Source organism: Methylomicrobium lacus, from assembly GCF_041897535.1.
Taxonomy (GTDB): domain Bacteria; phylum Pseudomonadota; class Gammaproteobacteria; order Methylococcales; family Methylomonadaceae; genus Methylomicrobium; species Methylomicrobium lacus_A.
In genome coordinates this window covers 4,225,826-4,247,067 of sequence record NZ_CP169217.1, presented here as the reverse complement: position 1 = coordinate 4,247,067, position 21,242 = coordinate 4,225,826, and the positions used below count along the sequence as shown (strand labels likewise).

19 protein-coding genes and 1 pseudogene are annotated in these 21,242 nt (G+C 55.1%); 11 read left to right on the top strand and 9 right to left on the bottom strand.

The genetic code is table 11. The features are described 5' to 3' along the window. Nucleotides 1-4: 4 nt before the first annotated feature. The 5 genes and pseudogenes from ACEPPP_RS19040 to ACEPPP_RS19020 form a co-directional block, all read right to left on the bottom strand. Nucleotides 5-1,078 carry a Fic family protein gene (locus ACEPPP_RS19040; RefSeq protein WP_374088930.1) on the bottom strand — a complete coding sequence of 358 codons (1,074 nt, stop codon included), beginning with the start codon at nt 1,076-1,078 and terminating at the stop codon, nt 5-7. Nucleotides 1,079-1,435: 357 nt separating this feature from the next. Further along, nucleotides 1,436-1,960, bottom strand: a complete 525-nt coding sequence (locus tag ACEPPP_RS19035) for a restriction endonuclease subunit S (RefSeq protein ID WP_374088929.1) — start codon at nt 1,958-1,960, stop codon at nt 1,436-1,438. 340 nt (nt 1,961-2,300) lie between these two features. Continuing rightward, nucleotides 2,301-2,810, bottom strand: coding sequence for a restriction endonuclease subunit S (locus ACEPPP_RS19030; RefSeq protein ID WP_374088928.1), 510 nt, complete (start codon nt 2,808-2,810; stop codon nt 2,301-2,303). Beyond that, a complete protein-coding gene (locus ACEPPP_RS19025; protein ID WP_374090952.1) occupies nt 2,800-3,678 on the bottom strand; it encodes a DUF559 domain-containing protein in 879 nt (292 codons plus the stop codon). Before ACEPPP_RS19025 ends, ACEPPP_RS19030 begins: the two co-directional genes overlap by 11 nt. Next, nucleotides 3,655-4,872: pseudogene (locus ACEPPP_RS19020) on the bottom strand (N-6 DNA methylase); the annotation flags it as partial. The pseudogene ACEPPP_RS19020 and the gene ACEPPP_RS19025, both read right to left, overlap by 24 nt. A gap of 256 nt (nt 4,873-5,128) precedes the next feature. On the opposite strand from ACEPPP_RS19020, the gene ACEPPP_RS19015 reads away from it, so the two are divergent. The 8 genes from ACEPPP_RS19015 (at nt 5,129) to ACEPPP_RS18980 (ending at nt 10,889) form a co-directional block, all read left to right on the top strand. Beyond that, nucleotides 5,129-5,920: a hydroxymethylpyrimidine/phosphomethylpyrimidine kinase gene (locus tag ACEPPP_RS19015; protein ID WP_374088927.1), complete on the top strand. Its 792-nt coding sequence runs from the start codon at nt 5,129-5,131 to the stop codon at nt 5,918-5,920. Next, nucleotides 5,917-6,537 (top strand): thiamine phosphate synthase, encoded by a 621-nt coding sequence (thiE, locus tag ACEPPP_RS19010; protein WP_374088926.1) that lies wholly within the window; start codon nt 5,917-5,919, stop codon nt 6,535-6,537. Before ACEPPP_RS19015 ends, thiE begins: the two co-directional genes overlap by 4 nt. Then, nucleotides 6,534-6,878 (top strand): sulfur oxidation c-type cytochrome SoxX, encoded by a 345-nt coding sequence (gene soxX, locus ACEPPP_RS19005; RefSeq protein WP_374088925.1) that lies wholly within the window; start codon nt 6,534-6,536, stop codon nt 6,876-6,878. Before thiE ends, soxX begins: the two co-directional genes overlap by 4 nt. Then, nucleotides 6,875-7,345 (top strand): thiosulfate oxidation carrier protein SoxY, encoded by a 471-nt coding sequence (gene soxY, locus ACEPPP_RS19000; protein WP_374088924.1) that lies wholly within the window; start codon nt 6,875-6,877, stop codon nt 7,343-7,345. The genes soxX and soxY overlap by 4 nt, the downstream gene beginning before the upstream one ends. Before the next feature lies 1 nt (nt 7,346). After that, nucleotides 7,347-7,658 (top strand): thiosulfate oxidation carrier complex protein SoxZ, encoded by a 312-nt coding sequence (soxZ, locus tag ACEPPP_RS18995; protein ID WP_374088923.1) that lies wholly within the window; start codon nt 7,347-7,349, stop codon nt 7,656-7,658. After that, nucleotides 7,645-8,487, top strand: coding sequence for a sulfur oxidation c-type cytochrome SoxA (soxA, locus tag ACEPPP_RS18990; RefSeq protein WP_374088922.1), 843 nt, complete (start codon nt 7,645-7,647; stop codon nt 8,485-8,487). Before soxZ ends, soxA begins: the two co-directional genes overlap by 14 nt. Next, nucleotides 8,484-9,743 carry a gephyrin-like molybdotransferase Glp gene (glp, locus tag ACEPPP_RS18985; protein ID WP_374088921.1) on the top strand — a complete coding sequence of 420 codons (1,260 nt, stop codon included), beginning with the start codon at nt 8,484-8,486 and terminating at the stop codon, nt 9,741-9,743. The genes soxA and glp overlap by 4 nt, the downstream gene beginning before the upstream one ends. Nucleotides 9,744-9,881: 138 nt before the next feature. Then, nucleotides 9,882-10,889, top strand: a complete 1,008-nt coding sequence (locus ACEPPP_RS18980) for a L,D-transpeptidase family protein (protein WP_374088920.1) — start codon at nt 9,882-9,884, stop codon at nt 10,887-10,889. A 118-nt stretch (nt 10,890-11,007) separates the two neighbouring features. On the opposite strand, the gene ACEPPP_RS18975 is transcribed toward ACEPPP_RS18980, so the two are convergent. From ACEPPP_RS18975 to ACEPPP_RS18960, 4 genes are all read right to left on the bottom strand, one after another. After that, the gene (locus tag ACEPPP_RS18975; RefSeq protein WP_374088919.1) at nt 11,008-13,323 is read right to left on the bottom strand and encodes an alpha/beta fold hydrolase; all 2,316 of its coding nucleotides are present in this window, start codon (nt 13,321-13,323) and stop codon (nt 11,008-11,010) included. 211 nt (nt 13,324-13,534) lie between these two features. Next, nucleotides 13,535-14,065 (bottom strand): hypothetical protein, encoded by a 531-nt coding sequence (locus tag ACEPPP_RS18970; protein ID WP_374088918.1) that lies wholly within the window; start codon nt 14,063-14,065, stop codon nt 13,535-13,537. Nucleotides 14,066-14,554: 489 nt separating this feature from the next. Next, nucleotides 14,555-16,177: a chaperonin GroEL gene (groL, locus tag ACEPPP_RS18965; RefSeq protein WP_374088917.1), complete on the bottom strand. Its 1,623-nt coding sequence runs from the start codon at nt 16,175-16,177 to the stop codon at nt 14,555-14,557. A 36-nt stretch (nt 16,178-16,213) separates the two neighbouring features. Next, the gene (locus ACEPPP_RS18960) at nt 16,214-16,504 is read right to left on the bottom strand and encodes a co-chaperone GroES (RefSeq protein WP_374088916.1); all 291 of its coding nucleotides are present in this window, start codon (nt 16,502-16,504) and stop codon (nt 16,214-16,216) included. Between the two features lie 517 nt (nt 16,505-17,021). On the opposite strand from ACEPPP_RS18960, the gene ACEPPP_RS18955 reads away from it, so the two are divergent. The 3 genes from ACEPPP_RS18955 (at nt 17,022) to ACEPPP_RS18945 (ending at nt 21,237) form a co-directional block, all read left to right on the top strand. Next, nucleotides 17,022-18,530 (top strand): DUF4118 domain-containing protein, encoded by a 1,509-nt coding sequence (locus tag ACEPPP_RS18955; RefSeq protein ID WP_374088915.1) that lies wholly within the window; start codon nt 17,022-17,024, stop codon nt 18,528-18,530. Further along, complete coding sequence (locus tag ACEPPP_RS18950) at nt 18,527-19,264, top strand: response regulator (RefSeq protein WP_374088914.1); 738 nt, start codon at nt 18,527-18,529, stop codon at nt 19,262-19,264. The genes ACEPPP_RS18955 and ACEPPP_RS18950 overlap by 4 nt, the downstream gene beginning before the upstream one ends. A gap of 107 nt (nt 19,265-19,371) precedes the next feature. Continuing rightward, nucleotides 19,372-21,237 (top strand): potassium transporter Kup, encoded by a 1,866-nt coding sequence (locus tag ACEPPP_RS18945; protein ID WP_374088913.1) that lies wholly within the window; start codon nt 19,372-19,374, stop codon nt 21,235-21,237. Nucleotides 21,238-21,242 lie beyond the last annotated feature (5 nt).

Genomic DNA, 21,242 nt, shown 5'->3' with positions numbered 1-21,242 from the left:
CTTGTTACCCTGCATTGCCCATCAAAATCGAATTCAGTGCAACGTTGACATAATAGTTGCCTCGTCCCATTTTTTGTTTCCGCACAAAGCCGCCCTCCGCCAGCGCATCCAGATATTTGGTTGCGGTAATGCGCGACACCTGCAAATCACGTTGCACAAACTCTATTTTGGTATAGGGATGCATAAACAGATTATTGATCAAGTCCTGGCTATAAAACTTGTAGCCGGCACGGATGCGGTGCTTGTAATCGAGCAGCACCGCCTTGATCGCCTGAATGGTGGCGATAGCCTGCACGGAGGTCTGCTCTACGGCGTCCAGCATGTACAGCACCCACGCCTCCCAGTCATCGTCCACGCGCACGGTTTGCAGCAAACGGTAGTAGTCGGCCTTGGTGCGCACAATATGGCTGCTCAGATACAGCACCGGAATATCCAGCAAACCCTCCTTCACCAGATACAGCACATTCACAATACGGCCGGTACGCCCATTGCCATCGTAAAACGGGTGAATGCTCTCAAACTGGTGATGAATCAGCGCCATCTTGATCAACGGGTCCACCGCAAACAGCTCTGCATCATTGATGAAGCGCTCCAGGTCGCGCATCAAGGCGACGATCTCGTCCGGCTCCTGCGGCGGCGTGTAAACGGTCTGGCCGACGCCGTCCTTCAACGCCGTGCCCGGCAGCTTGCGAAAGCCTGCATTATTGCGCTCCAGCTCGGCCTGAATCTCGATGATATGGTTCGCGGTCAGCAGCCCGCTGCGTTTGACCTGTTCAAAACCCACGCGCAAGGCCTGCCGGTAACGCAACACTTCTTTTGCCGCCGGATTCGCGAACGCCTCGGGCAGTACATCGTCCTTAAACAACTCATCATGCGTCGTGACGATGTTTTCAATTTCCGAGCTGTCCTTAGCCTCCTGCAAACCCAGTGTATTGATCAGAATGGCTTGATTCGGGATGGATCCCGCGATGCCTTTCAGCTCAGCCAGTCGGCGACTGCTGATCGCCAGTTTTTTGAGGATCTCAGGCGACTCGAAGCGCGCGGCGTCCAGTCGCTCAAGCGGGATGAGGGAATGCATCGGTTGTCTTCCTGGCTATGACATGTATAGAAATTGCCATTTTTTAAACATCATAACATCGGCGTGTATAGAAAATACGTTTTTTTATGCACGTCAGTTTTGATGTGTATAGAAAAGTGGTTTTCGATAGCCATCAAGGCGGGAGGAAAACTCATTCATGACTGGTATTGTCATCCGGCAGGCGCAGTTGGCCGGAGATTAGGCGAGGGAGCAGCGTATCGCGGAGGGTGGCGAGGGTTTGGACATGTTTTTCGTTTTCTATCCAGCTATTTAAAAGAGTGTCAACAACAGTTTCATATGCCTCGATAATATTTTCAGCAGGAATGAGGATTTGATGTCCAGAAACTAGGCCTTTGTTTAAGTTTTGTTGGGCCGATCCTGATGATTTGGATGCAAGGCTATCTCGCTCCCGTCGGACACAAAAAAACAGAAAGGATCTAAACGCAGTTGGCCGGAGATTAGGCGAGGGAGCAGCGTATCGCGGAGGGTGGCGAGGGTTTGGACATGTTTTTCGTTTTCTATCCAGCTATTTAAAAGAGTGTCAACAACAGTTTCATATGCCTCGATAATATTTTCAGCAGGAATGAGGATTTGATGTCCAGAAACTAGGCCTTTGTTTAAGTTTTGTTGGGCCGATCCTGATGATTTGGATGCAAGGCTATCTCGCTCCCGTCGGACACAAAAAAACAGAAAGGATCTAAAGCTTGTTTTGGGAATTAGTCCACAACACGCTTGGTTTGCAGTAGTCGGTTGTGCTATTAGGCATACTTCCCCTGCTGTTGCGCCATACATTGCAACTATAGTTGTACCTTCGGGCCATATTTTCGCTGAGCTTTCCTTCACCCCAAGTTCAGTGATTTTTTTCCTTGGTATCAAAGACAATCGGATTTCTAACCTCTCCCGATGTCAGCCATGAAATATTACCGTTCCAATATTCCGGTACTGTTCGCTTTGGTGTGCCTCCACTTTCTACTCGTACGCAGCAATTTTCCAACGCTCTAACTCGCCATCCCTTCGGCACCAAACCCCGTTCCGATTCCTCGAAGCTGTCGGGAAACAGTGCGGCGATTTCGGGTGGAAGGACTGCTCCCTCTCCCACAGGGAGAGGGGAGCGAGGCCTTCGCACGCACGGGGTCAAAATCGACAAACCACGATTTGAACAGCGCCTGGGCGATCGCTTCGAGCGTGGCGTTAGTTTCGCGCAGCAGGGCGATGCGGTCGTCTAAGGTAGAAAGTAGATCCGCAATTTTTTTTGGTCCCCAATAGGCGGTAATGGCAGCTTTAGTTTTTTGATAGTCGGAATGTTGGTATAACCTTGTACCGAGCCACCATCGCAGTTCTCATGTGCGGCCCGGAATTTTTGGCTCGTAATTATGTAGTACAGATAATCCGACAAAATTTTAGTCTTATCAGGACGCAATACACCTATAGAGCTTGAAAAGCCAAAAATGTCAGACTTCTTGTAAACGTAAGCATTACCGAAAGTACCGATGATTCCTATCAGAATATCGCCAGCTTGGGGTCTTCTAGTTGCCTTACTATTGGACGGAAAGAGTCTTTCAAAGTCATTGTGGGAAATATAATCAAAAGACTCAAGCTTTAGTTGCCCGCGTCCTATATTCTTTGATGTCAAATATGGCACGCCAGAAGTCTGTCGGCTTACTTTGCTGTGCGCACCATCTCCAACTGAGCATACATCCCCAACCTCAACTTCTGTCCACTCAGAACTCATACCCCAACCCTCCCAGCTTCTGCCGAATCAGCTGATCCAGTTCCGCGCCTTTCGCCATCTGCTCGCCCAGCTTTTCGGTCAGTTTCTGCATTTTGTCGGCAAAGGCTTCCTCATCGTCCTCGACGGCTTCCGCGCCGACATAACGACCGGGCGTCAGCACATGGCCGTGTTCGGCGATTTCAGCAAGCTTGACGCTGCGGCAAAAGCCAGGGATGTCCTGGTAAATATGCCCCTCGCCCCGGCGCTCCCCCAGAGGAACAGAAGGCGATAGTGTCTCCAAACTCCCTTCACCCGGAGAGCGAGGGAGTGATGTGGCCTTGTTCCCCTCTCCCTCCGGGAGAGGGGTTAGGGGTGAGGGCCGATTCACAGTGACCGCCCTAAAAATCGCCTCCAACACGGATTCCGCTTCCTGAAAAACCTGGTTGTTCCAGAACCGCAAAATCCGGATGCCCTGTTGTTCCAAAAAGCGGCTGCGTTGCCGATCGCGGGCGCGGCCCGGATCGCTGTTGTGCTGGCCGCCATCCAGTTCTATGGCTAATTTCAGCTCATGGCAGTAAAAATCCAACACATAAGGATTGATTGGATGCTGGCGGCGAAATTTCATGCCCGCCATGCGGCGATCGCGCAGAGCTTGCCACAGCCATTGTTCGGCGTCGGTGCTTTGTTGGCGTAGTTGGCGGGCGAAGGCGAGCAGGTCTTCGGGTAAGGACGGTTTGCTGTGTGGCTGTACGGCTTCACTCCCGGTTCCCTCACCCCCGGCCCCTCTCCCGGAGGGAGAGGGGAGATTTTCACCGCGCCAGGCGGCGACGGTGCCTGCGATGCGTTCGATCACTTCGTCGGTCAATTCGGCCTGCACCCGGCTGATCATACGGCCGAGTTTGCGCGCATCGATGAACAGTACTTCGCCTTGGCGGGTTTTACCCTCACCCTCATTCCCTCTCCCCAAGGGCGAGGGAGGCTTGCGGAGAAACCACAAACAGGCCGGAATCTGGGTGTTGAAGAACAACTGGCCGGGCAACGCAATCATCACTTCGACCACGCCGGCCTCGACCATCGCGCGGCGGATGTCGCCTTCGCTGTTCTGGCTGGAACTCATCGAGCCGTTCGCGAGCACGATGCCGGCTCGGCCGTTCGGTTTCAGGTGGTAGAGCATGTGCTGCAGCCAGGCGTAGTTGGCGTTGCCTTGCGTAGGCGTGCCGTAAACCCAACGCGGGTCGCCCTCCAGGCTGCCGTGCCACCAGTCGCTGATGTTGAACGGCGGATTCGCCAATATGTAGTCGGCGCGCAGGTCCGGGTGCTGGTTGCGGGTGAAGGTGTCGGCGGGTTCGCGGCCCAGGTTGAAGTCGATGCCGCGTAGCGCGAGGTTCATCGCCGCCAGGCGCCAGGTGGTCGGGTTGGATTCCTGGCCGTAGATCGACACGTCGCCGAGCCTGCCGCCGTGCGCCTCGATGAATTTTTCCGACTGCACGAACATGCCGCCGGAGCCGCAGCAGGGGTCGTAAACCTTGCCGTCGTGCGGGGCGAGCACCGCGACCAGGGTCTTGACGATGGAGGCCGGCGTATAGAACTGCCCTCCCTTCTTGCCCTCCGCGCTGGCGAACTGGCCGAGGAAATATTCGTACACCTGGCCGAGCACGTCGCACGCCTGGCCGGCGTCCTCGCCGAAGCCGATCGTCGAGATCAGGTCGACCAGTTCGCCGAGCTTGCCGTCAGGCAATTGCGCGCGGGCGTAGCGTTTGTCGAGGATGCCTTTCAGCTTGGGGTTTTCGTTTTCGATCGAAGCCAGGGCGTCGTCGATGCGCCTGCCGATGTCCGCCTGCTTGGCGCTAGCGCGCAAGGCTTCCCAGCGCGCATCCTCGGGCACCCAGAAGACGTTGACTTCCCTGTAGTAGTCGCGGTCTTCGAGTTAGTCCGGGATCAGTTCGGCGTCGTCCAGATAGTAATCGTCGTTCGGGTCGGCGAATTTGCGCTCCAGTTCGGCGCGGCGGGCGGCGAAGGTGTCGGAAACGTATTTGACGAAGATCAGGCCCAGCACAAGGTGTTTGTATACGGCGGCGTCCATATTGGCGCGCAGCTTGTCGGCCGCGGCCCACAACGTCCTTTTGATGTCGTCCAGCATGAGGGTTGGTTATTTTAAGTCGCAAGTAGGAGTCAGATACCCTGCACGCGCCGCAGGGCATGCCGTGCGCGTGCATTAATCGTCGGGCAAGTATAACTTAACCGATTTGTTGCGCGCGAGCGTTATGCCACGAATCCTCACTTGATAAGATTTTTCGGGTTAAAATAGGCCATTCCGTTTTTACCTTCAATCCATCATCATGCCGATCACCCGCCCTGTCGTCCTCTGCTTTTCCGGCCATGACCCGAGCGGCGGGGCCGGCGTGCAGGCCGACATCGAAACCCTGGTCAGCCACCGCTGCCATGCCGCCAGCGTGATCACCGCGCTGACCGAGCAGGACACCCGCAATGTCAAAAAACTGCTGCCGCAGCGTCCCGAAGACATCATCAGCCAGGCGAACACGGTGCTCGCGGACCTCGACGTCAAGGCCTTCAAGATCGGCCTGATCGGCCATCACGAAACCGCCATAGCGATTCATACGATACTGCAGGAACATCCGCAGGTTCCGGTCGTGCTCGACCCGGTGCTCGCGGCCGGCGGCGGCGCGGCGATGTCGGACAGGCCATTGCTCGATGCGATCGTCGATCTCTTGCTGCCCCGCACGACCGTCCTGACCCCGAACAGCCAGGAAGCCCGCAAGCTGGCCGGGCTCGACGATCTGGACCGGTGCGGCCTGGCCCTGCTCGACAAGGGCTGCCGCTATGTGCTGATCACCGGCGCGCACGAAACCACGCCGACAGTCAGCAACCGGCTGTATCATGAACAGCGCTGCCTGGAAACCTACCACTGGGACCGGCTGCCCGCAAGCTATCACGGCTCCGGCTGCACCCTGGCGGCCAGCATCGCAGGCTTGATCGCGCAGGGCCTGACGCCGGTGCAGGCGGTGGCCGAAGCGCAGGAATATACCTGGAACGCGCTGCACGGCGGCTATCTGCCCGGCAAGGGCCAGCACAATCCGGACCGCCTGTTCTGGATGGAGGCCGGGGTATGAAATTCCCTGCGCGCGGACTGTACGCGATCACCCAAACCGATCATAAAGCGCCGGACATGGTGATCGCCGAAGTCGAAGCCGCGATCCGGGGCGGCGCCGCGGTCGTGCAATACCGCGACAAAAATCCCGTCGATGCGCTCACTCTGGCCCGCGAACTGGTTAAGGTCTGCCACCGCCATCAAGTTCCGCTGCTGGTCAACGACGATCTCGACCTGGCCATAAAGGCCGGCGCCGACGGCGTGCATCTCGGCAAGGATGACGGCCATATCCGCGAGGCCAGAAAGAAGCTCGGCGCGGCCGCGATCATCGGCATCTCCTGCTACGACTCGCTCGATCGTGCCCTGGAAGCCCAGGCGCACGGCGCCACTTATGCGGCCTTCGGACGTTTTTTCCCTTCGGGCACGAAACCCCTTGCCGCCCCCGCGAGGCTCGAGACGCTTCGGCAGGCCAAACAGACACTTTCGATTCCGATCGTCGCGATTGGCGGCATATTGCCGGAAAACGGCGCCGAATTGCTCGCCGCCGGGGCCGATCTCCTGGCCGTGATCGGCGGTATTTTCGACCGCGAACCGGAAGCCTCGGCCCGGGCCTATCAACGCCTGTTCGACCGCCGATGAAGCTTTATTTGCTGGTTTTGTTTGGACTACTGGCAGCCTGCGCCGCGGCTCCGGAAATCTCCGAAGATCGGATCGGCGCCGGCAAAAAACTGGCTTTCGACCGTAACAAGGGCAACTGCCTGGCTTGCCATGCGATCGACGACGGCGAATCGCCCGGCAATATCGGCCCGCCTTTGGCCGCACTCAAGACCCGCTTCAAGGACAAGCCACGACTTCGCGAGCAGATCTTCGATGCGACGCGCTTCAATCCCGAAACCAGCATGCCGCCTTTCGGCAAGAACAATATCCTGAGCCCTGACGAAATCGATCAGGTTGTCGATTATCTCTGGAGTCTGCCATGACCGAAACCCGCCGAGCCTTCATCAAGAAATCGCTGGCTGTCAGCGCCTATTCGTTGGCGTCAACCCTGGGCTGGCTGGCGCCGCTGAAGGCCATGGCCCAATGGCGGGCCGAAAACTTCACCCCGGGCAAGCTGGATGACTCTCTATCGCGTTTGTTCAAAGGGCAAAAAATCGCCGACAGCAAAGACATCGAGCTCAAGATACCGACGATCGCCGAGAACGGCGCGGTCGTGCCGCTGACGGTCAGCAGCCGACTCGGCGATGTTCGCGCGATCTCGATCTTTGTCGCGAAAAATCCAGTGCCGCTGGCCGCGCGTTTCGAGCTTTCGCCCGATCTCGACCCTTTCGTGTCGGCGCGCATCAAAATGGCCGAAACCTCCGACGTGATCGTGGTCGCGGAAACCGGCAGCGGTTTGTACAGCGCCAGGCAGTTGGTCAAAGTCACGATCGGCGGCTGCGGAGGCTAGGATGTCGAGCATCAAAATCCGCAGCAAGCGCGAAGGCGGCAAGACCCAGATCAGAACGCTGATCAGCCATCCGATGGAAACCGGCCGCAACAAGGACCCGAAGACGAACCAGTTGATTCCGGCGCATCACATCCAGGAACTGACATTGAGCCGTAACGGCAAAGCGATCGTGCATTGCCAGATGGGCGCCAGCATTTCGAAAGACCCTTATTTTGCGTTCATGCTGAAAGGCGGCGAGCCGGGCGATAAGATCAAAATCGAATGGATCGACAATCTCGGCAACAGGGACAGCGAAGAGCATGTCCTCAAATAAAGTTTGCGTCTTGCATCTTGCACCTTTGTTGTTCATTGCCCACCCCGTGCAGGCAAACCCGCAGCAGGACCAACAACAATTCAGGGACCATTACCGCCAACTCTTCCCGCAGCTGCAATTGAGCGACTACGCCAGCGGCGTCTATGCGATCGACCCGGTCGCGCAGGAATCCTGGCGCGCGATCGAAGAATTTCCGCCTTACGAAGCGGCGATAGAACAAGGCGAAAAACTGTTCAATACGCCCTTTACTAAAACCGGCCGCCATTATGCCGACTGTTTTCCGGACCAAGGCATCGGCATCGCGCATCGCTATCCCACCTGGGATAAGGACAAAGGCGAAGTCCTCACCCTCGCCAAGGCTTTGAACGATTGCCGCGCAAGCAACGATGAACCGGCGCTGGACGGCGAAAAGGGCGAGATCACCCAACTCTTAGCCTACATGGCCTACACCTCGCGCGGCAAAGCGATAGCCACCGTCATCCCCGAAGACGACCCGCGCGCCCTGGCCGCCTATCGGCAGGGCAAGGACTTTTATTACCGGCGTCACGGCCAGCTGAATTTCGCCTGCGCGACCTGCCACGTGCAAAATGCCGGCAAACGCATCCGTTCGGAAATCCTCAGCGCCTCGCTCGGCCACACCGCTAACTGGCCGACTTATCGTTTGAAATGGGGCGAGATGGGCACGCTGCACCGGCGGTTTCGCGAATGTCTGGCCCAAATCAAGGCCGAAGCGCCGCCCGCAGACAGCGCCATCCTGCGCAATCTCGAATATTTTTTAAGCTACATGAGCAACGGCATCCCGATCGCAGGGCCCAGCACACGCAAATGATCACGACCCAACCGACCTGCCACGACATCGACGAACCCGGCCTGATTCCGCTCGACGAAGCGCTGGCCCGCATCCTTGCCGCCGTACCGGCCGCAGGCGGCTACGAGCGCCTCGCTATCGAAAAAGCGCGCGGACGCACGCTGGCCGAAGCCGTCACCGCCGGTTTCAATGTGCCGGCGCAGACCAATTCGGCGGTGGACGGTTACGCCGTGCATTCAAGCGATTTGCCCGCAGAAGGCACGCGGACTTTAAAAATTGCCGGCAAGGCCTATGCCGGCGAAGTCTTCAACGGTGCAATCAAGCCAGGCCAATGCCTGCGTATCATGACCGGCGCGATGATGCCGGAAGGACTCGACACGGTGATCATGCAGGAACTGGTCGAAGCCCGCGGCGATGCGGTCGTGATCGACAGCCGCCATAAATCCGGCCAGAACGTGCGCCAAGCCGGCGAAGACATCCGGCAGGGCCAGACGATCCTGCACCCCGGCAAATGGCTGACGCCGCCCGACATCGGCCTGCTCGCCTCGCTCGGCATCCCGGAGGTCAACGTAAGCCGCAAGCTTAGGATCGCGATCGCCTCGACCGGCGACGAGATTTACAGCATAGGAACTCATCCGGGCACCGCGGGGCTCTATGACAGCAACCGCTACAGCCTGCTGGCCGCGCTCGATCGGCCCGACATCGAAGTGATCAACCTCGGCATCGTCGAAGACAAGCCCGAGGCGCTGCGGCAGGCGTTCGAACAAGCCGGCCAATTCGCCGACGCGATCATCTCGAGCGGCGGCGTCTCGGCCGGCGAAGCCGATTACACCAAGACCGCCTTGCAGGCCTCAGGGCAAATCGGCTTCTGGAAAGTCGCGATCAAACCCGGTCGCCCCCTGGCCTTCGGCCAAATCGGCAATGCGGTATTCTTCGGCCTGCCCGGCAATCCGGTCGCGGTGCTGGTCACCTTCTATTTCGTGGTCCTGCCGGCGCTCGAAAAAATGCTCGGCATGCAGACCAAACCAGTTGCGCCGGTCTTTCTGGCCCGCGCGCTGGAAGACCTGCGCAAAAAACCGGGTCGCACCGAAGTGCAGCGCGGCATCATCGAGCAGGATCAAAACGGTGAATGGAGCGTCCGTAGCACCGGCCAACAGGGTTCGGGGGTGTTAAGCTCGATGAGTCGGGCAAATGCCTTCATCATCCTGGAGCATGACAGAGGCAGCGTAAAGGCTGGGGAATGGGTTTCGGTCAAGCCCTTTGCGGGGATGTTTTAAAACTGTCGAGGCAGGCTTTATTTTTGCAACAAGCCAGTACTTTTGTCTTCGTTTTCGTTCCATCCATCTAAACATTAGTATATACTGATTTATATCGCCGTCGAAGTTTTCGATAACCCTCGGAAACGGCTTTCATTCATGAGTCCCAAAATCATCTTCATGAAAATTTCCGCCGCATTGGCCTTTTTGACTTTGTTATCCTTTCTGAATTGTGAAGCCTGGGCAAGCACTTATGATTTGCCGGCAAACGGCAACGATAGCGTCATTACCGAATTCGATGACAGTTTTTCGTTGACCCGCGCCGAACACAACGAAACCTTGCTCGACGTGGCCAGACGCTTTAATCTGGGACAAACGGAAATCGTGCGCTTGAATCCCGATACCGATCGCTGGCATATCAAAAAGGACGAAGTCATCCGTTTGGCTAACCGGCGGATACTACCGGATACGCCCCGCGACGGCATCACCCTGAATATCGCCGAATACCGCATGTATTACTATCCGCCGGCTGAAAAAGGCAAAGCGCCTCAGGTCATTTCTTATGCGCATGGCATCGGCCGGCAGGACTGGAAAACGCCGCTCGGCAAGACCCGTATTGTCAGAAAAGTCAAGGACCCCGCCTGGCATCCGCCGGAATCGATCCGCCGCGAACACGCGGCGAACGGCGATCCTTTGCCGGCGGTGGTGCCGCCGGGACCTCACAACCCGCTCGGCGCCTACATGATGCATCTCGACATTCCCGGCGGCTATTTGATCCACGGCACCGACATCGACAAGATCTACGGCATCGGCATGCAGATTACGCATGGCTGCGTCCGCATGTATCCGGAAGATATCGAGGCCTTATACCAATCGGTGCCGGTCGGAACGCCGGTCTATATCGTCAAGCAACCGATCAAGGTCGGATGGCTTGACGATACGCTTTACATCGAAGCGCATCCCGACCTTGAAGGCGAAACGATGACGCAAGATCAGCGCTACGCCGCGGCGTTAACGCTTATTGAAAAGGCCAATGGCCAGATGCTGCCTGCATTTGACCGGCATGCACTGGAGGCTGCATTGACGAGGCTGAACGGCGAACCCGCGCCTATTTTTAAAAGGCCTTATTTGAACGAAACAACGGCGTCACAAATAACTATCAATTGAATCCTCTGCTGCAAGTTTAAACGCGCACCGAGAGAAGGCGCGCCTGTGTGAGCTTTGCCGTGCAGGCATCATCTCTGTTTGTCCTACGAATTGATCAACCGCCCATGACATTCGGTTGCTAAAATCGCGGCATCATCGCTTCGTCGGCATGATTGTGACGATATTGTCTTAAAAAGCCATCGATCACGGCCCAGCTATTTCCGATATTCGCCATTAAGATGCCGTGCTTAGCGGATTTTATCGGGCGCAACTCCTTGTGCGCAGTGCCGAGTTTATTAAAAACGATTTCGGCGCTTTGCGGCGACACCACCGGATCCTGATCCGCATACATCACCAGCGTCGGCGTTGCGATACTGGGCAACAACGATTCCAATTGATGAATCAGGCGGCGCAGTTCGTATAAAGCCCTGACCGGCATATTCCAGTAGTTGATGTCGGGATGTTCGGGCGCATGCTCGATAAAAGGCTTGACGCCTTCGAACGAGGAAACCCAACGCACCAATGCATTGGCGTTATACAGTAGCGGCACCAGCATGAAAGCAGGATTGACGAATTTTATCGACACCGATATACAGACCAGTCCGATCATTTCGGCAGGCTTTTCCGCAGCCAGTTTCAGCGCCAGTGCCCCGCCGGTCGAAAAGCCGATCACGAACAATTTGGAACAATAAACCTTTAGGATATTAAAGCCTTTTTGCACGCTTTCGAACCACTGCTCGAAGCTGGCATCGCGAAGGGCATAGGGCGAGGTGCCGTGGCCTTTAAGCCGGATGCCCAGTACTATATAACCCTGGTCGGCCAGATAACGGCCGTATTCCCGCAATTCGGCGGGGCTGGCCAGGAGACCGTGGATCAATAAGATACCGAAGCCGTTGGGCTCACTCGGCTGGATAAAAAATGGCGACGGATCGGCAGTAGCCGTTTCCTGATGCTTCATGTTTCCGTTACTATGATCTGCATAAGTTTGCCGTTCATAAGCCAGGCTCAACTGTTCGTCTTCGAAATGCCAGGCGGCCAAACGGTAGGGATCAATACCGCGACTTTCTGCGTCGGCCGCTAGCAAGGCTTCTCGCACCGTGCGTAGCGGCGCGGCTTCGTTGTTGTAGACAGCGATCGGATTTTCCAGCCTTATCCTGTCGAAATCGTAGTCCTCGCAGAGTTTGGGTAAAAAGTGATAGCAGCCATCCCGTTCGGCGATCAGTTCCGCTTGCTTCGCAAAACAAATAAATTGTTCGAAACGGGTGCTGACGCCGTGCGGCAAACCGCCATAGTCGTCCGGATTCAACAGACTGCGGTGCAAATGAATATCGGTGTTTTTTTGCAGATGCTTGATCGCCACATAGAGCACCAGGTAAAACCGACATTTATCAATTTGCCGCCGTTTGGCGCCAATCAAACTCATAATCAAAGTGGAGGCCAGATGGCTGATGTTCACCGTGAGATTGGCATAAATTTCTTTCATGTATTGATCGCGCGCGCATTGCGCGTTTTTGATGAAATAATGCTCCAGCAGCCGCTCCTTCCAGTTTTTGGCATCCGTTCTCAATTTAAACACATGGTCTAATTTTTCAATGTCGGGCGCCACTTTATTCATGATGAAATGGGTGCGCCAGTCCCAGACACAGCAGGGGTTAACTGGTTTTCCCATCCGGATATCCATATCGGTGTCTTTGAGGAGGATGTTGCTTTCGATCAGCAATTCTTCCGATTGGCGTAGGCTCAAACCGCCCGCGATCTGTTCGACGCTTTTGAACAACAGGTTTTCCGAAGCGCGGATCGGGTAGAACGTAATGTTGGCGGGCACAATCACCGTCGGCTTGTGTGCAGCAGCCAACAGCTCATTCAGATTGTCGAATTGCAGCTGCTCCTGCCAGTGCAGCAAACGCTCAAGCCGACCTTCATCAAAAGCATGGCGTATAGCCACTTTGATGGCTTCCACGCCCTGCCCCAACACCGCGGCTCCGGTATGCAGTTTGCGCCGGTGTCCGGTCATGCGCGAATAGATGTTATATTCGCCTGTCTTATCGATGACACGGTGGTCTTTGATCATCCCGCCTTCCGGAAAAATAATGACTTTGCGTCCACGCAATATCTGTCCCGCCAGCATCGCGAATAAACGCGGATGGTCGTGCGGATAAACGCCGACATGTTGCAGATAGTTCGACAGGACATTCTTTTCCTTGAAGAACTCGCCCGAGGCGATCGCGCAACTGAAAGTTCCGGTTTTTTCGTAAATCAGAAACTGCGGGATAAAGGTTTCGAAGCGGGAGAAATGATTGAATAGAAAAATATCGCCTTGCAGCACTTTCGTGTCGGCATACAGTTCTAGTTTGACGCTGAGCAAGTTTTTGACGGCGCTGAAGAGTTTGATCGAACGTAGGTAGAGTGCCTTGTCGAGATCCGGCCACTCTTCCGGATATAGGGGAGAGTTCATATCTGCTCTACCTCTTAAGAAGGACAAATGCTATATACCGATGACAGAAAACTAGAATTTCACGCGATTTCGAAAACCTGACCCGTCATCCGATCTTAATGTTACGCGCAAAGCCCATAAGATGTATTCGTACGATAGGATAGGCGACACCTCTTTTATTGGTTCCGCCGATCCTATCAACTAAGATCACGGTGTGTCACAAAAACGCGGATCAGGCATTTTTAGGCTCATCACCCTTGCCGCGCGCATAGCGGTAACACAAATACAAAATCACGACGCTGATTCCGATCGTGAATAAGTTTTTTTTGAGTGTGTCATATGATTCGTCGCCCTCGATGCCGACCGAAAAAGGGATGTGGGTATCGACTTTTTGGTCATTCTCTACGAGGGTGACATGGGCCTGATAATCGCCGGGGCCGAATTGGTTGAAATCGACGCTGCCTTCAACCGTGCCGGTCTTGGTTGTGCTCGGCGGCCGGTAATAAACCCGCGTTCCTTCCGGTTCCTTGGTCACTTCAAACTCGATGCTGACATGGCGTAATTGTTTGCCTTCATAATCAAAAACCAGGTTGGTCATGCCCAGCTTAGGGATCGATTTACAGTAGCTTTTATTTTCGGATATTGTGGGCGTATAAGCCGCAAAATGAATCCATTCGTTACCGATCTTGATCCTGCACAGGTCCACATCATCCAGATCCCCGCGATGCGCGAAAGCCGGCTGCTGCAAGACAAAGGCCAGCATCAGCGCAGGCAAGAACCAAGAAGACAGCCTGGCCGATCGTAAAATTAAATTCGGTCCGCAGTTAAAAGAGCTTCCTGTTTTTTGTTCGTGTTGTTTTCTTCTTCTCATTATTAAACTCCACAAAATAGAACAATTTGACTATGGCTTTAAAACGCAATCATTTCGACTTTAACCATTCGCCTCCTTTCCTCCAGCGTCTCAGAAATTTAGGTAATGTGCTGATAATACACCCTTTCTTCTGCTATTCGAAAGCGAATCATTCATCTTCCTGAACTTGTGATCGAGCCTGCAGACTAGACACCGCGTCTTATCGGATCCGTATATTGATCAGACAGAGCATGAGTAATTTCGATCCGGCTATCTGGTTCAATCTGAAATAAATCCTCAAGCGGTCCTTCCCCCGCTAGCGAAGCGGCTTGACCCCGGCGTAAAAAAAAGCCCCGCAACGCGGGGCTAGAGAGTGGTTATACAGAGGGATACAGGGAACGATTAATACTCATCGATCGCGCCGGCAGGCATCGCTGGCTTCTCGTCCTTAGGCAATTCGGCCACCATCGCTTCGGTGGTCAGCATCAGACCGGCAATCGAGGCCGCGTTTTGCAGGGCGCAGCGGGTGACTTTGGTCGGGTCGAGAATGCCCAACTCGATCATATCGCCGTAGTCGCCGGTCGCCGCGTTGTAGCCGTAGCTGCCCGAGCCTTGCTGTACTTTCGCCAACACGACCGACGGCTCTTCGCCGGCATTCGCGACGATCTGCCGCAACGGTTCCTCGATCGCGCGGCGCAGCACCGCGATACCGACATTACGGTCGGCATTGTCGCCTTTCAGATCTTTCAATGCCGCCAGGGCACGGACCAGGGCGACGCCGCCGCCCGGCACGATGCCTTCCTCAACCGCAGCGCGGGTCGCGTGCAGCGCATCCTCGACGCGGGCCTTTTTCTCCTTCATTTCGACTTCGGTCGCCGCACCGACCTTGATCACGGCCACACCGCCGGACAACTTGGCGACGCGCTCCTGCAGTTTTTCCTTGTCGTAGCTGGAGGTGGTTTCCTCGATCTGTTTGCGCAACTGCTCGACGCGGGCCTTGATGTCTTCGTGGCTGCCGCTGCCGTCGACGATGGTCGTGTTCTCCTTCGTGACCTGTACTTTTTTCGCGGTGCCGAGATCGGTCAATTCAACTTTTTCGAGGCTCAAACCCAGCTCTTCGGTGATCACCTTGCCGCCGGTCAGGATCGCCATGTCTTCGAGCATCGCCTTACGGCGATCGCCGAAACCCGGTGCCTTCACCGCGCAGACTTTCAGGATGCCGCGCAGGGTGTTCACGACCAGGGTCGCCAGCGCCTCGCCTTCGACGTCTTCGGCGACGACCAACAGCGAGCGGCCGGACTTGGAGACTTTTTCCAGGAGCGGCAGCATCTCGCGAATGTTCGAGATCTTCTTGTCGTGCAGCAGGATGTAGGGATTTTCGAGTTCCGCGCTCATCGCATCCTTTTGATTCGCGAAATACGGTGACAGATAGCCTCTGTCGAACTGCATGCCCTCGACCACATCAAGTTCGTTCTGCATGCCGGAGCCGTCCTCGACGGTGATCACTCCTTCCTTGCCGACCTTGTCCATCGCATCGGCGATGATCCGGCCGATCGCCTCGTCGGCGTTCGCGGAAATCGCGCCGACCTGGGCAATTTCCTTGCTGGTCATGCAGGGTTTCGAAAGTTTTTTCAATTCCTCGACCGCAACAGTCACCGCCTGGTCGATACCGCGTTTGATGTCCATCGGATTGGCACCGGCGATCACCGATTTCAGGCCTTCGCGCACGATCGCCTGGGCCAGCACGGTCGCGGTCGTGGTGCCATCGCCGGCGACGTCGGAGGTCTTCGACGAGACTTCCTTGACCAATTGCGCGCCCATGTTTTCGAACTTGCCTTTCAGCTCGATCTCTTTCGCGACCGAGACGCCGTCCTTGGTCACGGTCGGGGCGCCGAAGCTTCTTTCGATCACCACGTTGCGGCCTTTCGGACCCAGGGTCTGTTTGACCGCGTCCGCAAGAATATTCACGCCGGCCAGCATGCGATGACGGGCTTCATCACCAAAGTGGACTTCTTTCGCTGCCATAACTTCATTTCCTCCAGATTTCTGCAATTGTTATCGTTAAGCTTCCAGAACACCTAAAATCTCGTCTTCGCGCAGCACCACATATTCGCCGCCCTCGACCTTGACCTCGCTGCCCGCATACTTGCCTATCAATACCTTGTCGCCAGGCTTCACGCTCATCGCTCTGAGCTTGCCGTTGTTTAACGGTTTGCCGCCGCCGACTGCAATCACTTCGGCCGTGATCGGTTTTTCCTTGGCCTGATCCGGAATCACGATGCCACCCGGCGAGGTGGTCTCGCTCTCCAGGCGCTTGACGACGACACGGTCATGTAATGGACGAATACTCATGTTTTTCTGTACCTCGATAAATCAGGAATCAAAAAAATTGTATGGTAGAGTGAACGCTACCCACAGCGTCAACGCCGATGTAGAGACGGAATTTCCGTTTTCAAGAACCGCACAGCGCAAAATTGGCAACCCATCCGGAATTTTACTGCCCCCGCCTCCCAATGCCTTGTAATCGTATCGTTATTCTTTACACATTTTTTACATCCCAGGAAATACAATCTGCGCTTCCGATCAAAATGCTGGGAAATAAAGCGGTTTCTAGGGCTTATCCTTCATGATAAGCAAGCGGTCATGGGCTCTCCCTCAGCTTGAACCGGCCGAAGCATCCGGACGCTGATTACGGCAAAAAGGCATACTGAGCTTTAGCCAATTTTTCAATGCGTTATTGCGCCAGCATGGACATACTTTTCATGTCAATGCCGGATCTATCTGAATAGCCTTCAAGGCATAATGCCGGGAGTCAACGCTGCAAAGCCAACATCGTAAAAGCTCGGATCACACGGATGATGCAGACGCATTGGCCGACAAGCCGCACAGACTTGGCTATTTCTGGGGCGTCGCCGCGCCATTGGTCTGCACCTTGATCGATTGGCCGCTGCGACACTGGTTGGGGCCGGCCAGTATTTTGATGACCTATCTGCTCGGCGTCTTTTGGGTCGCCAGCCGCTATGGCCGTGGCGCATCGATTGTCGCATCGTTGCTCAGCGCACCGCTATTCGCGTTTTACTTTGCCAGACCCATTTTTTCGGTTGCGATCCAGGATCTTGAAAACATCATCGGTTTGGCCGTGATGATCGTGGTCGCCAATGTAACCGGCAGCCTCCTTGAAAAATCCAAACTCCAGACGGAATTAGCCAGACAGCGCGAAATCCACGCCAACGCGCTCTATCGCTTGAGCCGTGACCTGTCGGCCGCACCCGACCACGATGCTGTCGCCCGCATCGCAGTGGAGCACATTCACGCTGAATTTGGCGTCGCATCGGTTCTACTCAACGCCGGCACCGAGGATCGCTTACAACCCCCACCCGGTTTGCCATTGCCGGTTTCTTTAAAAGACATCGACTTTGCCGAAGCGCAACGCGCTTTTGCAACCCGAAAGATCACACAAGAAAACCATATCACGTATTACCCGCTCAAAAACTCGCGTGCCTGGCAGGGACTTTTGATTATTGAAGCCACCAAGCAGCTTTCTTGGCAAGCCTCCGAGCGTGCCGCATTTCTCGATACATTTTGCCATTTGATCGCCCAAACCCTGGAACGCTTACAACTCGCCGCGCAGGCCAGAGATGCGAAGCTGCAAGCCGAAACCGAAGCACTGCGCAATGCGCTATTGACCTCCATCTCTCACGACTTACGCACCCCATTGACACGCATCATTGGCGCCGCCAATGCATTGATCGAGAACGATGCCGAGTTTTCCGTTGCAGAGCGCCAGGAATGTAACCATATCGTCCTGGACGAAGCGCAACGCATGTCGGAGTTGACCGGCAAATTGCTGGATATGGCCAGGCTCAACAGCGGCGAAATCACATTGCATCGGGACTGGAACGCGATCGAAGAAATCGTCGGCAGCGCCTTGAATCGTTTGGATAAGCACCTCAAGGACAGGCCGGTGCGCACTTTACTACCGAACAGCTTGCCTCTACTGTGGATCGATGCGGTGCTGATAGAGCAAGTGTTGGTCAATCTGATCGAAAACGCCGTCAAATACAGCCCGGAGGGTAGTCCGATCGATATTTGCGGACAGGCACAGGATGGCTATTGTCTTTTAACGGTCGCGGATTACGGTCCCGGCATTGCCAAGGGCCAGGAAACTAAAATTTTCGACAAATTTTATCGTGGCGTCGCCGAATCCGATCAAAGCGGTGCCGGTCTGGGTTTGGCTCTCTGCAAAGCGATTATCGAAGCGCACGGCGGCCTTATCCATGCCAGCAATCGAGCCGGCAAAGGGGCTGAGTTTGCTATTTCTTTGCCCCTACGCGAACCTCCGCTGATTGCCGAACCTGAAATCGCCGGGAGCCTATGATGACGGCATCGTCCCTGATTCTGATCATTGAAGACGACATGCAAACCCGGCGCTTTCTTAAGTCCAGTCTGAATCATCGTGGCTGGCGCACCGTGGAAGCCGACTGTGGCAGAACCGGCCTGGCCCTGTTGAACAGTGAAAAACCCGACCTGGTGATTCTCGACCTCGGCTTGCCGGATATGGACGGTATCGCGGTAACACGGCGCCTAAGGCAGTTATCCGATTTGCCGATTCTGATTTTATCTGCACGTAACCAGGAGCAAAATAAAATCATGGCGCTGGATGCCGGCGCCGACGACTACTTAACCAAACCCTTCGGGAGCGGTGAACTCCATGCTCGACTGCAAGCCTTGTTACGCCGAGTCTCCAGAAGCTTCAGTACGATGGAAGTCTTTGAAACCGGACAATTGAAAGTCGATCTGGCCCGACGCAAGGTTTTTATAGCCAACAATGAAGTGCGCATTACTCCGATCGAGTACCGACTACTCACAATCTTGATACGTTATGCGGGAACGGTGGTCACGCATCGCCAACTGTTGCAGGAAGTGTGGGGTGCGGAACATATTCAAGATCAGCATTATTTACGCATCTATATGGGGCAATTGCGTCACAAGCTGGAAATCAATCCGGCGCGACCGCGTTATTTGTTGACCGAGGTTGGCGTCGGTTACAGGCTTTCGATCAATGAAGAATTTTTGTCTCAAACCAGTGTAAATAGCCCCCCCTCAAATTGACGGCTTCAGACATGCCTCTATCCATACAGCATTCATCGTACAGTAAATACGTTTCATCAAAACTCAATTGACGTGTTCAATTGATCACCCCATCTGTAAGGTCATCTATGAGTAAACATCAGCAGTTGTCTCGATTAACCTTTGGCGCAATCGGCGTCGTATTCGGCGATATCGGCACCAGTCCCTTATATGCGCTGAAGGAAGTCTTCCATAGCGGCATACCGATCGATGAATTTCATGTGCTCGGCGTCTTGTCGCTGATCTTTTGGTCGTTAACGCTGGTCGTCACCCTTAAATACGCGATTTTCATCATGCGCGCCGATAACAAGGGCGAAGGCGGCATCATGGCGCTGATGGCGCTGGCCTTGCATGGCTCCAGGAATAATCCGCAAAAAATGGCATTTATCACCACCATCGGTCTGCTCGGCGCCACTCTGTTTTACGGCGACAGCATCATTACCCCGGCCATTTCGGTGCTCAGCGCGGTCGAAGGCTTGCAAATCATTGCGCCGCCACTGGCCGAGTTTGTATTGCCGATCGCGATTACCGTGCTGGGCGGGCTGTTCATCATCCAAGCCAAGGGGACAGGCAATGTCGGCAGAATCTTTGCGCCGATCATGGTCTTCTGGTTCGGCTCGCTCGCGGTGATGGGCGTGGTGAACATGATTCATCACCCGGAGGTGTTGATGGCGGTTAACCCGTATTACGCGATCCATTTATTGTTCGAATTGGGATGGGAGGGATTTGTGATCATGGGCGCGATCGTGCTCGCGATCACCGGCGCCGAAGCGCTGTATGCGGATATGGGGCATTTCGGGTTGAAGCCGATCCGTTATGCCTGGTTCGGATTCGTGTTTCCGGCGCTGCTGCTGAATTATTTCGGGCAAGGCGCCTTGCTGCTCGACCGGCCCGACGCGATCCAAAACCCCTTTTATCTACTCGCCCCGGACTGGGCCTTGTATCCGTTGTTGATCCTGTCGACCCTGGCGACCGTGATCGCCTCGCAAGCGGTGATTTCGGGCGCGTTTTCGGTGACGCGGCAGGCGATACAACTGGGTTACTGTCCGCGCATGAACATACTACATACCTCGGATGACGAAAAGGGGCAGGTCTACGTTCCCGCGGTGAACTGGCTGCTGATGGTTTCGGTGTTCATCCTGGTGCTGAGCTTTCAGTCTTCGTCGGCGCTGGCCTCGGCTTACGGCATCGCGGTGACCGGCACGATGATCGTCGATACCGTGCTGGCTTACATCATAATCCAGGCGCTCTGGCAATGGAGCAAGACGACCAGCACCGTTTTCTTATCGTCATTCCTGGTGATCGATTTTCTGTTTCTCTCCTCCAATAGCCTGAAAATTCCGACCGGCGGCTGGTTGCCGCTGGCGGTTGCCACCGTGCTGTTCCTGATCATCACGACCTGGATCAAGGGGCGAGCGCTGCTGCACGAGTATATGGAAGAAAAACACGTGTTATTTGAAGAGTTGGAAAAAGAATTCACGGAAAAGCTCGTCACCGTCGAAGGCACCGCGATTTATCTGGCAAGAACGTTGCACGGCGTTCCGCAAGTGCTGCTGCATAACCTCGAACACAATCACGCGCTACATGAACAAATCATCGTGCTGACCATCGCCACGACGGAGGAGCCTTATGTTGACGAAGCGCACCGCGTCAAAATCAGAAAGTTTGGCAAAGACCGCGAATTCTACCGGGTGAAGCTGTATTACGGCTTCAAGCAAAATGCGGATGTGCGCCGAGCCCTGGATTTGGTAATACAGGAAGGTCTGGTTTTCGATCCGAAAAAAGTCTCCTTTTTCATCGGCAGCGAACGCGTCACTTTCCGTATGAGAAGTCCAATGCCTCCTTGGCGCAGAGGCTTGTTCCGGTTCTTATTTCATAATGCCTCGAGCCCGATTGAATTTTTCAAAATTCCGGTCGACCGCGTGGTCGAACTCGGCATTCGTATCGAACTATAGGTCAA

Excerpts from the sequence above, each read along its gene's own strand:
- ACEPPP_RS19040 (WP_374088930.1), bottom strand. The coding sequence starts at position 1,078 with ATGCATTCCCTCATCCCGCTTGAGCGACTGGACGCCGCGCGCTTCGAG.
- ACEPPP_RS19030 (WP_374088928.1), bottom strand. The coding sequence starts at position 2,810 with ATGAGTTCTGAGTGGACAGAAGTTGAGGTTGGGGATGTATGCTCAGTT.
- ACEPPP_RS19025 (WP_374090952.1), bottom strand. The coding sequence starts at position 3,678 with ATGATCAGCCGGGTGCAGGCCGAATTGACCGACGAAGTGATCGAACGC.
- ACEPPP_RS19015 (WP_374088927.1), top strand. The coding sequence starts at position 5,129 with ATGCCGATCACCCGCCCTGTCGTCCTCTGCTTTTCCGGCCATGACCCG.
- thiE (WP_374088926.1), top strand. The coding sequence starts at position 5,917 with ATGAAATTCCCTGCGCGCGGACTGTACGCGATCACCCAAACCGATCAT.
- soxX (WP_374088925.1), top strand. The coding sequence starts at position 6,534 with ATGAAGCTTTATTTGCTGGTTTTGTTTGGACTACTGGCAGCCTGCGCC.
- soxY (WP_374088924.1), top strand. The coding sequence starts at position 6,875 with ATGACCGAAACCCGCCGAGCCTTCATCAAGAAATCGCTGGCTGTCAGC.
- soxZ (WP_374088923.1), top strand. The coding sequence starts at position 7,347 with ATGTCGAGCATCAAAATCCGCAGCAAGCGCGAAGGCGGCAAGACCCAG.
- soxA (WP_374088922.1), top strand. The coding sequence starts at position 7,645 with ATGTCCTCAAATAAAGTTTGCGTCTTGCATCTTGCACCTTTGTTGTTC.
- glp (WP_374088921.1), top strand. The coding sequence starts at position 8,484 with ATGATCACGACCCAACCGACCTGCCACGACATCGACGAACCCGGCCTG.
- ACEPPP_RS18980 (WP_374088920.1), top strand. The coding sequence starts at position 9,882 with ATGAGTCCCAAAATCATCTTCATGAAAATTTCCGCCGCATTGGCCTTT.
- ACEPPP_RS18975 (WP_374088919.1), bottom strand. The coding sequence starts at position 13,323 with ATGAACTCTCCCCTATATCCGGAAGAGTGGCCGGATCTCGACAAGGCA.
- ACEPPP_RS18970 (WP_374088918.1), bottom strand. The coding sequence starts at position 14,065 with ATGCTGGCCTTTGTCTTGCAGCAGCCGGCTTTCGCGCATCGCGGGGAT.
- groL (WP_374088917.1), bottom strand. The coding sequence starts at position 16,177 with ATGGCAGCGAAAGAAGTCCACTTTGGTGATGAAGCCCGTCATCGCATG.
- ACEPPP_RS18960 (WP_374088916.1), bottom strand. The coding sequence starts at position 16,504 with ATGAGTATTCGTCCATTACATGACCGTGTCGTCGTCAAGCGCCTGGAG.
- ACEPPP_RS18950 (WP_374088914.1), top strand. The coding sequence starts at position 18,527 with ATGATGACGGCATCGTCCCTGATTCTGATCATTGAAGACGACATGCAA.
- ACEPPP_RS18945 (WP_374088913.1), top strand. The coding sequence starts at position 19,372 with ATGAGTAAACATCAGCAGTTGTCTCGATTAACCTTTGGCGCAATCGGC.